General features: G+C 57.4%; 12 protein-coding genes, 2 tRNA genes and 1 rRNA gene. 5 read left to right on the forward strand and 10 right to left on the reverse strand.

Annotated features, from left to right (window positions below; genetic code table 11):
- Window positions 1-257: 257 nt before the first annotated feature.
- The 10 genes from C4J89_RS00510 to C4J89_RS00555 form a co-directional block, all read right to left on the reverse strand.
- Window positions 258-2,219, reverse strand: a complete 1,962-nt coding sequence (locus C4J89_RS00510) for a DUF4105 domain-containing protein (protein ID WP_124413456.1) — start codon at window positions 2,217-2,219, stop codon at window positions 258-260.
- The gene (locus C4J89_RS00515) at window positions 2,216-2,536 is read right to left on the reverse strand and encodes a DUF2388 domain-containing protein (protein ID WP_124365308.1); all 321 of its coding nucleotides are present in this window, start codon (window positions 2,534-2,536) and stop codon (window positions 2,216-2,218) included. The genes C4J89_RS00510 and C4J89_RS00515 overlap by 4 nt, the downstream gene beginning before the upstream one ends.
- A gap of 38 nt (window positions 2,537-2,574) precedes the next feature.
- Entirely contained in the window at window positions 2,575-2,883 is a 309-nt protein-coding gene (locus tag C4J89_RS00520) for a DUF2388 domain-containing protein (protein ID WP_124360666.1), read from the reverse strand.
- An 81-nt stretch (window positions 2,884-2,964) separates the two neighbouring features.
- Window positions 2,965-3,285 (reverse strand): DUF2388 domain-containing protein, encoded by a 321-nt coding sequence (locus C4J89_RS00525; RefSeq protein ID WP_124360667.1) that lies wholly within the window; start codon window positions 3,283-3,285, stop codon window positions 2,965-2,967.
- Window positions 3,286-3,615: 330 nt separating this feature from the next.
- Window positions 3,616-3,831: a DUF1127 domain-containing protein gene (locus C4J89_RS00530; protein ID WP_003187413.1), complete on the reverse strand. Its 216-nt coding sequence runs from the start codon at window positions 3,829-3,831 to the stop codon at window positions 3,616-3,618.
- Window positions 3,832-4,149: 318 nt separating this feature from the next.
- Window positions 4,150-5,643, reverse strand: a complete 1,494-nt coding sequence (locus C4J89_RS00535) for an acetyl-CoA hydrolase/transferase family protein (protein ID WP_124360668.1) — start codon at window positions 5,641-5,643, stop codon at window positions 4,150-4,152.
- A 234-nt stretch (window positions 5,644-5,877) separates the two neighbouring features.
- Entirely contained in the window at window positions 5,878-7,314 is a 1,437-nt protein-coding gene (locus C4J89_RS00540; protein WP_124413457.1) for an NAD(P)(+) transhydrogenase (Re/Si-specific) subunit beta, read from the reverse strand.
- A complete protein-coding gene (locus tag C4J89_RS00545) occupies window positions 7,311-7,634 on the reverse strand; it encodes an NAD(P) transhydrogenase subunit alpha (RefSeq protein WP_124413458.1) in 324 nt (107 codons plus the stop codon). Before C4J89_RS00545 ends, C4J89_RS00540 begins: the two co-directional genes overlap by 4 nt.
- A 15-nt stretch (window positions 7,635-7,649) precedes the next feature.
- Window positions 7,650-8,771 (reverse strand): Re/Si-specific NAD(P)(+) transhydrogenase subunit alpha, encoded by a 1,122-nt coding sequence (locus C4J89_RS00550; RefSeq protein ID WP_124413459.1) that lies wholly within the window; start codon window positions 8,769-8,771, stop codon window positions 7,650-7,652.
- A gap of 452 nt (window positions 8,772-9,223) precedes the next feature.
- Window positions 9,224-10,123, reverse strand: a complete 900-nt coding sequence (locus C4J89_RS00555) for a LysR family transcriptional regulator (protein WP_124413460.1) — start codon at window positions 10,121-10,123, stop codon at window positions 9,224-9,226.
- Window positions 10,124-10,280: 157 nt separating this feature from the next.
- Between C4J89_RS00555 and C4J89_RS00560 the strand changes: the two genes are divergently transcribed.
- From C4J89_RS00560 to C4J89_RS00585, 5 genes are all read left to right on the forward strand, one after another.
- Window positions 10,281-11,462 carry an acyl-CoA dehydrogenase gene (locus C4J89_RS00560; RefSeq protein WP_124360672.1) on the forward strand — a complete coding sequence of 394 codons (1,182 nt, stop codon included), beginning with the start codon at window positions 10,281-10,283 and terminating at the stop codon, window positions 11,460-11,462.
- A 13-nt stretch (window positions 11,463-11,475) separates the two neighbouring features.
- Window positions 11,476-12,696 (forward strand): CaiB/BaiF CoA-transferase family protein, encoded by a 1,221-nt coding sequence (locus C4J89_RS00565; RefSeq protein ID WP_124413461.1) that lies wholly within the window; start codon window positions 11,476-11,478, stop codon window positions 12,694-12,696.
- A 564-nt stretch (window positions 12,697-13,260) separates the two neighbouring features.
- Window positions 13,261-14,797: ribosomal RNA gene (locus C4J89_RS00575) — 16S ribosomal RNA — on the forward strand.
- Between the two features lie 122 nt (window positions 14,798-14,919).
- Window positions 14,920-14,996, forward strand: a tRNA-Ile gene (locus tag C4J89_RS00580).
- Window positions 14,997-15,006: 10 nt separating this feature from the next.
- Window positions 15,007-15,082 (forward strand) — tRNA-Ala (locus C4J89_RS00585).
- The last annotated feature ends 170 nt before the right edge of the window (window positions 15,083-15,252 follow it).

Here is a 15,252-nt window from a genome sequence, read left to right on the forward strand (position 1 = left end):
GACATCGGGAATCACCATTGTTGTTGTTAACAGTCGGTCTGTTGCCGACAGTGGGGGTGATCCTAGACGGGTAAGCTTTCAGCCAGCTTTCGCTGAGAAAACAGGAGATATACGGTCGTGAGGCTTATTCAGATAAAAAGTGTGGGAGGGGGCTTGCTCCCGATTGCGGTGGATCAGCCAGCACATGTATCAGCTGACCCCAATGCCATCGGGAGCAAGCCCCCTCCCACAATTGGGTTTTGCGTACCGCTGAATCTTCAGGGCAGTTCGAGGCCACCGGCCGCCTTGTGCAACGCCCGCAGATGTTCGCCCATCTGCTTGAGATTGGCTTCGCAAGCGGCAATCTCGGCAGCACGGGCAGGCTCGAGCAGCGCCCTTACCTCTTTATCCAGTTCGCCGGTCAGCGATTGCAATTGCTTCTGGCGCTCGGCACTTTCCGATTCCAGCCGCTTGGCTTCTGAAGGTTGCGGCAGGCCGTAGCCGCCACTGTCGAGCAGTTCGGCCGGACGGCTGAGGAAGCCGCTGTTGGCGAGAATTTGCTGCAGCGTGTTATTGGCTTTCTCCATGCCGCCGTTTTTCAGCTCCCGGGCATTGAGGTAGCGTTGTTTGACTTCGTCCTGGGCGAGCATCAGTTGTTTGCGATAGCTGGCTTGTTCCAGCAACAGCAACGCGGCGCTGGTGCGCAAGTCGGCCTGGCTGAACCATTGGCGGCGCTCTTGCGCATTCAGCGACAGCCACTCCTCGACTTGGGTCTGCTTGATCGGCAGACGCTTGCGCAGTACATCGAACATCGCCTGGTAGCGCTCGCGGAACGAGTCGAAGTGGTAACCCAGGCGCAACGCCTCGCGCTTGTCGTTCAGCACGCTGGTATCGGCCAACCCACGGGCGCTGAGGACTTCCAGCAAACCGTTGGGGGTGATGTTGTCCAGGCCGGTCAATTGCGGGTTGGCGCTGCCGCTGCGCAACAGCTTCAGGCTTTCTACCGCGCAGTTGTTGGAAATAAAGAAGTAGTTGCCGTCGTAGCTCCAGTGCATCTCGGCGGCATGCTCGACCGTGTCGTTGATTTCCTGGCGGTTGAGTTTCAGCGGCACCGATGCCAAGCCACGCAGTTCGGTCTTGGTGTATTCGTCGATGACCTGGGCCAGCGGCAGCACGAACAGGCGCGACGGGTATTTGCCCACCAGGCCATCCCAGCTCGACAGCTGTACGTCACCGACGAAGGCGCGGTAGGACAACACCAGATGCTGATCCAGGTCCAGCCGGCAATCCGGCCCGCGCGGACGGCCCGGCGCGCAGATCACCAGGCGTAGCATGCTGTGGCCCCAGCGGCTTACCAGATTCTGGTTGGCTTCGGCGAGCAGGTAGTCGATTTCGTACACGCGCTCCGGGTCGATCTGGCCCAGCGGGGTCTTGGCGAAGTCATTGCCGGCGTTCAAAAACGCGTAGGTATTGCCACAGGTGTCCTGCCCCGGCGGTGCCCAGCCGAAGTGTTCCTTGTAATAGCGCGCCAGCGCGGGACGGCGGCAGGCGTAGCTGGGGTCGAGGAGGAAGTACTCCATGTTGACCGCGACGAATTCCAGCGGGCTGGTGGTTTCGTAGATATCCGGGCTGCGCACCACCTGATTATTGTACTGTTCGCGTTCGCCGCGACGGCCGACGTATTGCGGCCAACCGGCGAGGTCCAGCAAGCGTGGGTCATCACTGAGCGTGAAGCGCCGGTCATTCTGGCCACGGCATTGATCGGGCAGGCCAATCAAACCGGTGATGCTGTTCTGGCGGCTGCAGCGCTGGATCAGGGCGCGCTCGTCTTTGGACCACAGGCGCGCACGGTCATAGATGTGGGTCAGTTCATGCAGCACGGTGGCGAGCATTTCCTTGCGCACGGTGCCGTGGGGGCGGTTGGTTTTCTGCGTGGCGGCGCTGCCGTCAGTCAGGCTGGCAAGCAGGTTCTGGTTGAGGTCCAGTTCGGACACCAGGGAGGCCTGGCCATAAGCGTTTTCAGGCATCTTATCGGTCCAGCCGACGTCGATACGGCGGTCCAACTGCTCGATGAAACGCGGCGGCAAGGCGCCCATCGCTTCATCGAGCAGCGCCTGGCTGGCCTGCTGTTCCGCCGGGCTCAAGCCATCGGTCTTGAGCCGCAGCTGCAGGCTGGCCTGGGCTGTACCGGCACACAGCAGCACGGCCCCGGCCAGGAGCCAGGCATTGATTCGCCTCACAGAGCGAGAATAGCTTCGGCGAGCGTCTGGTCACTGGCATCACGGGCTTCTGGCACGCGGGTGCGCAAAGTGTCGAAGGCCGCTTCGAGCTGCGCACCACGGATCTCGCCGTTGGTGGCGACGAAACTGGCGGCATCATCGTGGGCTTCACGCACGATCTTCGAGTCGCGGATGGAGGTGGTGGTGTCCGAGGTGAAATCAATAGTGCGCGCCGAAGCACGGACGATGATGTTACTGGTGGCCTTCAGGGTTTGCGCCTGGGCGACATCGGCCAAAAACAGCAGGCCGAGGGCGGCGATGATCAACGGGCTACGCATGGGGTGACTCCAATACAAAGATGGACATACAAAGATGATTATTGGACGAGAATTGCCTGCGCCAGTTCAAGGTCGCTCGCATGAAGTTTTGGCTGGGTACGGCGCAGGTAATCCAGCGCGGACTCCAAGCGTGCGCCCCGCCATTGGCCGTCAGTGGCAATGAAAGCAGCAGCATCATCCTTGGCAACCCGTACCAACTTGTTGTCGAACGGCGCAGAGGTCACCTTGCTGGTGGCGTACGCGCTGACAACGGTGCTCTGGATGGACACGTCAAAGGCCGAAGCCGGCGGTGCCCAGCAGGCGCAGAACATCACAGGAACAATCAATAGGCGGTATGAAAAAGCCATGGGACTCGACAACTGAAAACGAGCGCCAAGGCTAGCGCAATGACCGGATGAGGGCCAGTGCGACTGGCCCTTCCCCTGGCTTTAGATCGCCAGGATGGCCTGGGCCAATTGAGCGTCGGTGGCGGTGCTCAACTGCGGTGCCTGCTGGCGGATCTGGGCCAGGGCGCTTTCCAGTTTCACACCTCGGATGGCGCCTTCGCTGGCGACAAAACTGGCCGCGTCGTCACGGGCGGCTCGCACCACTTTGTTGTCGCGCAGTGAGGATGTGGCATCAGAGGTGGCGTCGGAGGTGGCTTTCAGTGCGCCAACGATCGAATCGGTGGTGACGATAAAGCTGCTCGCGTTGGCATTGGCAGCAACGGCCAACAGGGCGGCGGTGCACAGCAGGCGAAGACGGGACATGGAGTAACTCCTGTAGATGGCAAATAAAGTGGCACAGAACGGCCACAATGAAACGGACGTTGGCAATTGGGCATCTGACGCCCGCTCTACAAGGTTCGCCACGTAGTGATTGGATATTAGGCCACCGCATGTCCATTCGGAAGTCGTCGTTTAACTGTTATGGTTATATTTTAAAATATAAAAACTGTATTGGTTCGGCAGATCGTCGCTGTATCAATTGCATCGCATCAGAAACAGCAAAGCCCGCCTCCGGTTTCCCGGGGCGGGCTTTGCTTTGACAAATCAGAGTGCTGGCAGTGGACCCGACAGGTCAGGGCCAGCGAGCGCCAATCAGCGCCAGAACGGCTTGCTCAGCTCTTCGTAGCGTTGAGCTTCGCTGATACCAGCATCGGCCAGCAGACGCGAATCCAGGCGAGCCAGTTGGTGGCGGCTGGAGATGCGGCGCTGCCACAACATCAGGTTGGCGAGAACGCGCAGAGGCAGGGAAGCCTGGGTGTTAACAGCTTTTTCTTCGAAGAACAGTTCGGAACTGAGTGTACGTTCCATGATGACATCCTTCCGCTTGTGGCGGGATTAGGTAGTGGTTTAACTGATGCCAATCATCCTCCTCCCGCGCAAGACTCTCTAGATACAGTTCACCTGTATTGTGAGGGGCCAGTTAACTGTTTATAGAGGCTGTACGGTACGAAATGAGGGCAACTGTACCTGTTCGCACTGAAACAGTGCGAAATAAGCATTTTAGAGGAAGGTCGTAGGATATTTCGGTAGGAAATGACCGGTACAGCAGTACAGTTTTTGACGTAACCATCGCTTAAACGACCGGATCGATGAAACTGTTCAGGCATCAACCCGGTTGTGTACCCCTCAAGCCTTGAGCATGTGTCCGGTTTCTTCCAGGTTAATGTGCCAGCTCAGTGCATCACGCAGGATGTGCGGGGTATGCCCGCCAAGCGCGCAGGCAGCCTCGAAGTAACTGTTCAGCGCATCGCGATACGCCGGGTGCACACAGTTGTCGATGATCACTCGGGCCCGCTCCCGTGGCGCCAGGCCACGCAAGTCGGCCAGGCCCACTTCGGTCACCAGGATGTCTACGTCATGTTCGGTGTGGTCCACGTGGCTCACCATCGGTACCACGCTGGAAATCGCGCCGCCTTTGGCAATCGACTTGGTCACGAAGATCGCCAAGTGCGCATTGCGCGCAAAGTCGCCGGAGCCGCCAATGCCGTTCATCATTCGCGTGCCGCAAACGTGGGTGGAATTGACGTTGCCGTAGATATCGAACTCCAGCGCGGTGTTGATACCAATAATGCCCAGGCGACGCACCACTTCAGGATGGTTGGAAATTTCCTGCGGGCGCAGCACCAATTTGTCCTTGTAGTGCTCAAGATTGCCGAACACGTCGGCATTGCGCCGCTCCGACAGGGTAATCGAGCTGCCGGAGGCGAAGCTCAGCTTGCCGGCGTCGATCAAGTCGAACGTCGAGTCCTGCAGCACTTCCGAATACATGGTCAAGTCTTCGAACGGCGAGTCAATCAGGCCACACATCACCGCGTTAGCGATATTGCCGATACCGGCCTGCAGCGGGCCGAGCTTGTTGGTCATGCGGCCGGCGTCTACTTCCTGTTTCAGAAAGTTGATCAGGTGATTGGCGATGCCTTGGGTATCACTGTCGGGTGGCGTTACGGTGGACGCCGAATCGGCCTGGTTGGTGATCACGATGGCGACGATCTTCTCGGGCGGGATAGGAATCGCCGGGCTGCCAATGCGATCGTCGACTTTAACCAGCGGAATCGGCGTGCGGGTTGGCCGATAAGAGGGGATGTAAATATCGTGCAGCCCTTCCAGGTTAGGGTTATGCGCCAGGTTGATCTCGACGATCACTTGCTTGGCAAAAATCGCGAAGCTGGCCGAGTTGCCTACCGACGTGGTGGGTACGATATGCCCAAGCTCGGTGATTGCAACGGCTTCGATTACCGCGATGTCCGGCAACTTGAGCTGGTTATTGCGCAGTTGCTCGACGGTTTCCGACAGGTGCTGGTCGATAAACATCACCTCGCCCGCGTTGATCGCCTTGCGCAGCGTGCTGTCCACTTGAAAGGGCATGCGTCGTGAGAGTACGCCGGCTTCGGTCAATTGCTTGTCCAGGTCGTTGCCCAGGCTGGCGCCGGTCATCAGGGTGATTTTCAGCGGGGAAGTCTTGGCGCGCTCGGCCAGGGCGTGAGGAACGGCCTTGGCTTCACCGGCGCGGGTGAAGCCGCTCATGCCGACGGTCATGCCGTCCTCGATCAGTGCTGCGGCGTCTGCCGCGCTCATGACCTTGTTCAACAACGAAGGCAAGCGGATACGATCACGGTACATGAATGGTCATCTCAGGCTACGGAAGCAAGGTGGGCAGTGTAGTGATTTCAAAAAGTTTCGGCCCGCTACCATGGTCGAATGCCGAGTAGCGATTTAGAGCCTTTGGTCGGGTTTCATATGAGTGTGCAAAGCGGGACGTGCAATGTCCCCGGCTGCATTCCCACGCAGAGCATGGGAACGAAAAAACCCCAGCCTACGTGAGGCCAGGGTTTCGGGTGTTGCGCTGGCGCAGTGTTATTCGACGGCCTTGACCATGTCTTCGATGACCTTCTTGGCATCACCGAAGACCATCATGGTCTTGTCCAGATAGAACAACTCGTTATCCAGGCCCGCGTAGCCGCTGGCCATCGAGCGCTTGTTGACGATGATGGTCTTGGCCTTGAACGCTTCAAGGATCGGCATGCCGGCGATCGGTGAGTTCGGATCGTTCTTGGCGGCCGGGTTGACCACGTCGTTGGCGCCCAGCACCAGTACCACGTCGGCCTGGCCGAACTCGGAGTTGATGTCTTCCATCTCGAACACCTGGTCGTACGGCACTTCGGCTTCGGCGAGCAGTACGTTCATGTGCCCAGGCATACGGCCCGCTACCGGGTGGATCGCATACTTCACTGTTACGCCGCGGTGAGTCAGCTTCTCGGTCAGTTCCTTGAGCGCGTGTTGCGCCCGAGCCACTGCCAGGCCGTAGCCCGGCACGATGATCACGGTGTCGGCGTTGGTCAGCAGGAACGTGGCATCGTCGGCCGAGCCGGATTTCACCGGTCGTGCTTCTTTAGAGCCTGCCGCAGCGGCGGCGTCTGGCGTGTTGCCGAAACCGCCAAGCAGTACATTAAAGAAGGAACGGTTCATCGCCTTGCACATGATGTACGAGAGGATTGCGCCGCTGGAACCCACCAGGGAGCCGGCGATGATCAGCATCGAATTGTTCAGCGAGAAGCCGATGCCCGCCGCTGCCCAGCCGGAGTAGCTGTTGAGCATCGACACGACGACCGGCATGTCGGCGCCGCCGATCGGGATGATGATCAGCACGCCCAGGACAAAGGCCAGGGCCAGCATCACTGCGAAGGCCGTCAGGTTGCCGGTGAACATGAACGCCAGGCCCAGCCCCAGCGTGAGCAGGCCCAGCACCAGGTTGAGCTTGTGCTGGCCGCCGAACTGTACCGGTGCGCCCTGGAACAGGCGGAACTTGTACTTGCCCGACAGCTTGCCGAAGGCGATCACCGAACCGGAGAAGGTGATTGCGCCGATGGCGGCGCCGAGGAACAGCTCCAGGCGGTTGCCTGCGGGAATCGCGTCGCCCAGGTGTTTGACGATGCCCAGCGATTGCGGCTCGACGACAGCTGCGATGGCGATAAACACTGCGGCCAGGCCGATCATGCTGTGCATGAAAGCTACCAGCTCCGGCATCTTGGTCATTTCTACGCGCTTGGCCATGATCGAGCCGGCGGTGCCGCCGATCAGCAGGCCGACGATCACGTAGCCGATACCGGCAGTCGCCAGCTCAGCGCCGAGCTTATAGATGAGGCCGACGGTGGTGATTACCGCCAGCGCCATGCCGAGCATGCCAAACAGGTTGCCGCGCCGCGAAGTGGTCGGGTGCGAGAGGCCTTTGAGGGCTTGGATGAAACAGATCGACGCAATCAGGTAGAGCGTTGTGACGAGGTTCATGCTCATGACTTTGGCGCCTCTTCTTTTACTTTCGGGGCTTTTTTCTTGAACATCTCAAGCATGCGGCGCGTGACCAGAAAGCCACCAAATACGTTGACCGCTGCCAGGGCCACGGCCAGGGTGCCCATCGTCTTGCCCAGCGGCGTCACCGTGAGGGCGGCAGCGAGCATGGCGCCGACGATCACAATGGCCGAAATGGCGTTGGTCACGGCCATCAACGGCGTGTGCAGCGCGGGTGTCACGTTCCAGACCACGTGGTAACCGACATAAATCGCCAGCACAAAGATGATCAGGTTGTAGATACCGGGGGAGATAAGCTCTTCCATCGTCTGAATCCCTGCTTAGGCGTTTTTGCGGATGACTTGGCCGTCGCGGCACATCAGGCACGCGGCGACGATGTCGTCTTCGAGGTTGATTTCAAACTGCCCTTCCTTGGTGAACACCAGCTTCAGGAAGTCCAGCAGGTTGCGTGCATACAAGGCCGACGCATCGGCGGCCACGGCGCCGGCCAGGTTGGTCGGGCCGCAAATGATCACGCCGTTTTCCACCACCACTTGATCTGCGACCGTCAGCGGGCAGTTGCCGCCCTGGGCTGCCGCGAGGTCAATGACGACCGAGCCCGGCTTCATCTGTGCGACGGTTTCGGCGCTGAGCAAGATCGGTGCTTTGCGACCGGGGATCAATGCCGTGGTGATGACGATATCGGCTTGCTTGGCGCGCTCGTGCACAGCCAGGGCCTGGCGCTGCATCCAACTGGTGGGCATCGGGCGTGCGTAACCACCGACGCCGACCGCGCATTCACGTTCCTCATCGGTTTCGTAAGGCACATCGACGAACTTGGCGCCGAGGGATTCGATCTGTTCCTTTACGGCCGGGCGTACATCAGAGGCTTCGATTACTGCACCCAGGCGTTTCGCCGTGGCGATGGCCTGCAAACCGGCGACGCCAGCGCCAAGGATCAGCACGCGGGCCGCTTTCACGGTGCCTGCGGCGGTCATCAACATCGGCATGAAGCGCGGGTAGTGGTGGGCAGCCAGCAATACCGCCTTGTAGCCGGCAATGTTGGCTTGTGAAGACAGCACATCCAGGCTCTGGGCCCGCGAGGTGCGTGGCGCCGCTTCGAGAGCGAAGGCCGTGATGCCGCGTTCTGCGAGCTTGGCGATGGTTTCGTTGCTGAACGGATTGAGCATGCCCACCAATACGGTGCCGCTTTTGATCAGCACCAGTTCGCTGTCGCTGGGGGCAACCACCTTGAGGATCAGTTCGGCGCCAAACGCATCGTTGGCGCTGCCAATGGTTGCGCCTGCCGTTTCATAGGCACTGTCGACGATGCTGGCTTTAATGCCTGCGCCGCTTTGTACAGTGACCTTATGGCCCTGGCCGATCAGCTTCTTGATGGTTTCCGGGGTGGCAGCCACCCGCGTTTCACCGGTCTGGGTTTCGAGAGGAACACCAATGTGCACGTCAAATCTCCTGCATGATCTTTTTGCTTTTGATCTTTTTGTAAAAAGGCCAGTGCGCCGTGAGTGGCGCAGCTGGGGCGGCCGATCAGCACGATCCCGCTGAAATGACAGCGGGGCGCGGCATTTTGCAGGCGAACTTTACGGCCTTCAAGGGATTATGACGGGTGACGAAAAATTAACTACAAGTCACCCTGTGACTGATTGTCGCAACGCATAGGAATAACCTTATTAAATACAGGCTGTTAAGCACTTTTGTAGTGAAATATACAGTTTCCACATGGTCATGGTGAATAGTCGGTTATTGACCCGTGATGGTCGCTATAGGCCATGAAAATCATGGCTTTGAGCCTCATCTGTGTTCGGCAGGTACAGTCTGTTTAAATGCGACATCTACGTATATCTGTAGGGCTGTTGTTTATCTGACTACAAGGTCAATAAATTGCCGTACGCCTTTAAATATTGGAGTTGTAGCGCTGAGATTGGCCGATAAGCCAGTCTCGGAACGCATGCAATGAAGCAGATTCGACCTTTCGTTCTGGAATCATCAAGTAATAGGCCTTATCGCTGCTCAGGGTCTGGTTAGCGGCGATCATCAACTGTTTCTCCTGTAACTCCCGCTGGATCAAGAAGGGCGGGATCAACGCGATGCCCATGTCATGCATAGCCGCCTGGGACAACATTGAGAATAGCTCGTAACGCGGGCCTGTCATGTCGCGGGGAACGCTCAGTTGCTGGGCGTTGAACCACTGGCGCCAGGCATAAGGGCGGGTTGTCTGCTGCAGCAGAGGCAGTTCGGCGATTTCCCGAGGAGTGAAGTGCGCAAGGTCGCCGAGTAAGCGTGGGCTGCAGACGGGCACCGGGTTTTCACCCATGAGCCGATGGGATTCCGTGCCGGACCAGTCGGCATCGCCGAAGTAGATCGCAGCGTCGAACTCGGTGTCGGCAAAGAGGAAGGGGCGTGTGCGGTTGGTCAGGTTGACCGTCACTTCCGGATGCTGCTGTTGGAAGTCCTTCAGGCGCGGGATCAGCCACTGGGTGCCAAACGTCGGTACCACCGCCAGTTCGATCACGTTCGCGCCCTGCTGGCCCATGACTGAAAGGGTATCGCGCTCCACCGCATCCAGTTGCTTAGCCACTCTGCGGCTATAGGACAGCCCCGCCTCGGTCAGCTTCACCCCGCGCCGCGAGCGCCGAAACAGTTCGACACTCAAAAACTCTTCAAGGCTGGCGATCTGTCGGCAGATCGCACCTTGCGTGATGGAAAGCTCCTGCGCCGCCTTGGTGAAGCTCTCGTGGCGGGCTGCTGCTTCAAAGCTGATGAGCGCGGTAGTGCTGGGGATTTTCCTGCGCATGTACATTGTCCTCACATGTAAGGCGCATTTTTGGCCTTATCGAGCATCACGAAGTGAGAAATTAGCACAAGCTCATGCAGAAACCTCGTTTGCCCTCTGCACCTTCCCGACCTAGTCTGCATGCACGACGTTTGATTCTTTTCGTGAGGACTTATTCATGGCTGGCAAGGCAAGCTTCAACTGGATCGATCCACTGCTGCTGGATCAACAGCTCACCGAAGAAGAGCGCATGGTGCGTGACAGTGCCGAGCAATTTGCTCAGGACAAGTTGGCGCCTCGAGTGCTTGAAGCTTTCCGTCATGAAAAGACCGACCCTGCGATCTTCCGCGAGATGGGCGAAACCGGCTTGTTGGGAGCGATGATTCCCGAGCAATACGGTGGCAGTGGCTTGAACTACGTCAGCTATGGGTTGATTGCCCGTGAAGTCGAGCGTGTCGATTCCGGTTATCGCTCGATGATGAGTGTGCAGTCCTCACTGGTGATGGTGCCGATCAATGAATTCGGTACCGAGGCGCAAAAGCAGAAGTACCTGCCGAAATTGGCCTCGGGCGAATGGATCGGCTGCTTCGGTCTCACCGAGCCCAATCATGGTTCTGATCCAGGCGCGATGATCACCCGTGCGCGTAAAGTGGAGGGCGGCTACAGCCTGAGCGGCGCGAAGATGTGGATTACCAACAGCCCGATCGCCGACGTGTTTGTGGTGTGGGGCAAGGACGACGCCGGCGACATACGCGGTTTTGTCCTGGAGAAGGGCTGGAAAGGCCTGAGCGCGCCGGCGATTCACGGCAAGGTCGGCCTGCGGGCGTCCATCACCGGCGAAATCGTGATGGATAACGTATTTGTACCGGAAGAGAACATCTTTCCGGATGTGCGTGGCTTGAAGGGGCCTTTTACTTGCCTGAATTCGGCACGATACGGCATCTCCTGGGGCGCGCTGGGCGCTGCGGAGTTCTGCTGGCATACCGCGCGTCAGTACACCCTTGATCGCCACCAGTTTGGCCGGCCATTGGCCGCGACGCAGTTGATCCAGAAGAAGCTGGCCGACATGCAGACCGAGATCACGTTGGCGCTGCAAGGCTGCCTGCGGTTGGGTCGGATGAAGGATGAGGGGACGGCGGCGGTCGAGATCACTTCGATCATGAAGCGCAACTCATGCGGCAAGTCCCTGGATATCGCGCGCATGGCCCGGGACATGCTGGGTGGTAACGGCATCTCCGACGAGTTTGGGGTGGCGCGCCATTTGGTCAACCTGGAGGTGGTCAACACCTATGAAGGTACCCATGACGTGCATGCCTTGATCCTGGGGCGCGCGCAAACCGGTCTTCAGGCGTTCTATTAATAGGAGCATGGGCATGGGCGCGCTTTCGCATCTGCGAGTACTGGATTTATCGCGAGTACTGGCGGGCCCTTGGTCCGGGCAGATACTTGCGGACCTCGGGGCCGAGGTGATCAAGGTCGAAAGGCCGGGCAATGGTGACGACACGCGCGCCTGGGGGCCGCCCTTCCTCAAGGATGCTTATGGTGAGAACACCAGTGAGGCGGCGTACTACCTGTCTGCCAACCGTAATAAGGAATCGGTGACCATCGACTTCACCAAGCCTGAGGGGCAGAGGCTGGTGCGTGACCTGGCTGCCAAGTCGGACATCCTGATCGAGAACTTCAAAGTGGGTGGCCTGGCGGCTTATGGTTTGGATTATGAGTCGCTCAAGGAGATAAATCCGGAGCTGATCTATTGCTCGATCACCGGTTTTGGCCAGACCGGGCCTTATGCCACGCGTGCCGGCTATGACTTCATGATTCAAGGGTTGGGTGGGTTGATGAGCCTGACCGGTCGGCCTGAGGGGGATGATGGCGCGGGGCCGGTGAAGGTTGGGGTGGCATTGACCGATATTCTCACGGGGCTTTATTCAACCGTGGCTATCCTGGCAGCCCTCGCTCACCGGGATCACGACGGCGGCGGGCAACATATCGATATGGCGCTGCTGGATGTGCAGGTGGCTTGCCTGGCTAATCAGGCGATGAATTACCTGACGACGGGGGTCTCGCCAAAACGCCTGGGCAACGCGCATCCGAATATCGTGCCTTATCAGGACTTTCCTACGGCCGATGGTGATTTCATTCTGACGGTGGGAAATGACGGGCAGTTTCGCAAGTTCGCCGAGGTGGCTGGGCAGCCACAGTGGGCGGATGATCCGCGGTTCTCTACTAACAAGATGCGGGTTGCCAATCGTGCGGCGCTGATCCCGTTGATTCGTCAGGCGACGGTCTTCAAGGCCACGGCAGAGTGGGTATGGCAACTGGAGAAAGTAGGCGTGCCGTGTGGGCCGATCAATGATCTGGCGCAAATGTTCGCTGATCCGCAGGTCAAGGCGCGGGGGTTGGCCATGGAGCTGCCTCATGCTTTGGCGGGGATGGTGCCTCAGGTCGCCAGCCCGATCCGGCTTTCCAAGACGCCTGTGGAGTATCGCAGTGCGCCGCCGCTGCTGGGTGAGCACACGCTTCAAGTGCTGCAGAGTGTACTGGGGCTGACGCCGTTGAATGTGGCTGCTTTAAGAAAGTCTGGCGTCATCTGAGTGCGCTCTCTATATAGAAGAGGTATCTGTCGGTCGTTTTATGATCAATCCTAATTATTTGATAAGAAAACGAAATTAGAAGTTGACGGCAGATTTTGTGCGCCTATAATTCGCCCCACTTCCGGCGCAGTCGAAACGGAAAACTTCTTGGTAAACAATGAGTTAAGTAGTTTTCGGCAGCAAGTTGCTTCAGTCCATCGAAGCCAAAAAGAAGTTGAAAAAGAGGTGTTGACAGCAGCGTGTAACGCTGTAGAATTCGCCTCCCGCTTACGAGAGATCGCAAGCGCAAGTGGTTGAAGTTGTTGAAGAAATCTTCGAAAACTTCTGAAAATAACCACTTGACAGCAAATGAGGCTGCTGTAGAATGCGCGCCTCGGTTGAGACGAATAGCTCTTAACCAACCGCTCTTTAACAACTGAATCAAGCAATTCGTGTGGGTGCTTGTGGAGTCAGACTGATAGTCAACAAGATTATCAGCATCACAAGTTACTCCGCGAGAAATCAAAGATGTAACCAACGATTGCTGAGCCAAGTTTAGGGTTTCTTAAAAACCCAAAGATGTTTGAACTGAAGAGTTTGATCATGGCTCAGATTGAACGCTGGCGGCAGGCCTAACACATGCAAGTCGAGCGGTAGAGAGAAGCTTGCTTCTCTTGAGAGCGGCGGACGGGTGAGTAATGCCTAGGAATCTGCCTGGTAGTGGGGGATAACGTTCGGAAACGGACGCTAATACCGCATACGTCCTACGGGAGAAAGCAGGGGACCTTCGGGCCTTGCGCTATCAGATGAGCCTAGGTCGGATTAGCTAGTTGGTGAGGTAATGGCTCACCAAGGCGACGATCCGTAACTGGTCTGAGAGGATGATCAGTCACACTGGAACTGAGACACGGTCCAGACTCCTACGGGAGGCAGCAGTGGGGAATATTGGACAATGGGCGAAAGCCTGATCCAGCCATGCCGCGTGTGTGAAGAAGGTCTTCGGATTGTAAAGCACTTTAAGTTGGGAGGAAGGGCAGTTACCTAATACGTGATTGTTTTGACGTTACCGACAGAATAAGCACCGGCTAACTCTGTGCCAGCAGCCGCGGTAATACAGAGGGTGCAAGCGTTAATCGGAATTACTGGGCGTAAAGCGCGCGTAGGTGGTTTGTTAAGTTGGATGTGAAATCCCCGGGCTCAACCTGGGAACTGCATTCAAAACTGACTGACTAGAGTGTGGTAGAGGGTGGTGGAATTTCCTGTGTAGCGGTGAAATGCGTAGATATAGGAAGGAACACCAGTGGCGAAGGCGACCACCTGGACCAACACTGACACTGAGGTGCGAAAGCGTGGGGAGCAAACAGGATTAGATACCCTGGTAGTCCACGCCGTAAACGATGTCAACTAGCCGTTGGGAGCCTTGAGCTCTTAGTGGCGCAGCTAACGCATTAAGTTGACCGCCTGGGGAGTACGGCCGCAAGGTTAAAACTCAAATGAATTGACGGGGGCCCGCACAAGCGGTGGAGCATGTGGTTTAATTCGAAGCAACGCGAAGAACCTTACCAGGCCTTGACATCCAATGAACTTTCCAGAGATGGATTGGTGCCTTCGGGAACATTGAGACAGGTGCTGCATGGCTGTCGTCAGCTCGTGTCGTGAGATGTTGGGTTAAGTCCCGTAACGAGCGCAACCCTTGTCCTTAGTTACCAGCACGTCATGGTGGGCACTCTAAGGAGACTGCCGGTGACAAACCGGAGGAAGGTGGGGATGACGTCAAGTCATCATGGCCCTTACGGCCTGGGCTACACACGTGCTACAATGGTCGGTACAGAGGGTTGCCAAGCCGCGAGGTGGAGCTAATCCCAGAAAACCGATCGTAGTCCGGATCGCAGTCTGCAACTCGACTGCGTGAAGTCGGAATCGCTAGTAATCGCGAATCAGAATGTCGCGGTGAATACGTTCCCGGGCCTTGTACACACCGCCCGTCACACCATGGGAGTGGGTTGCACCAGAAGTAGCTAGTCTAACCTTCGGGAGGACGGTTACCACGGTGTGATTCATGACTGGGGTGAAGTCGTAACAAGGTAGCCGTAGGGGAACCTGCGGCTGGATCACCTCCTTAATCGACGACATCAGCTGCTCCATAAGTTCCCACACGAATTGCTTGATTCATTGAAGAAGACGATAGAAGCAGCTTTAAGCTCCAAGCTGATAGCTCTTAGCTAATCAGTTGCGCTCGAAATTGGGTCTGTAGCTCAGTTGGTTAGAGCGCACCCCTGATAAGGGTGAGGTCGGCAGTTCGAATCTGCCCAGACCCACCAATTTTGTTATGGGGCCATAGCTCAGCTGGGAGAGCGCCTGCCTTGCACGCAGGAGGTCAACGGTTCGATCCCGTTTGGCTCCACCATTAACTGTTTCTGCTGTTAGAGTTTAGAAATGAGTATTCCGCTGTGAATATTGATTTCTAGTCTTTGATTAGATCGTTCTTTAAAAATTTGGGTATGTGATAGAAAGATAGACTGACCGTTACTTTCACTGGTAACGGCTCAGGCTAAGGTAAAATTTGTGAGTCGCTCT

Origin of the sequence: Pseudomonas sp. R4-35-07, assembly GCF_003852235.1 — a bacterium.
Taxonomy (GTDB): domain Bacteria; phylum Pseudomonadota; class Gammaproteobacteria; order Pseudomonadales; family Pseudomonadaceae; genus Aquipseudomonas.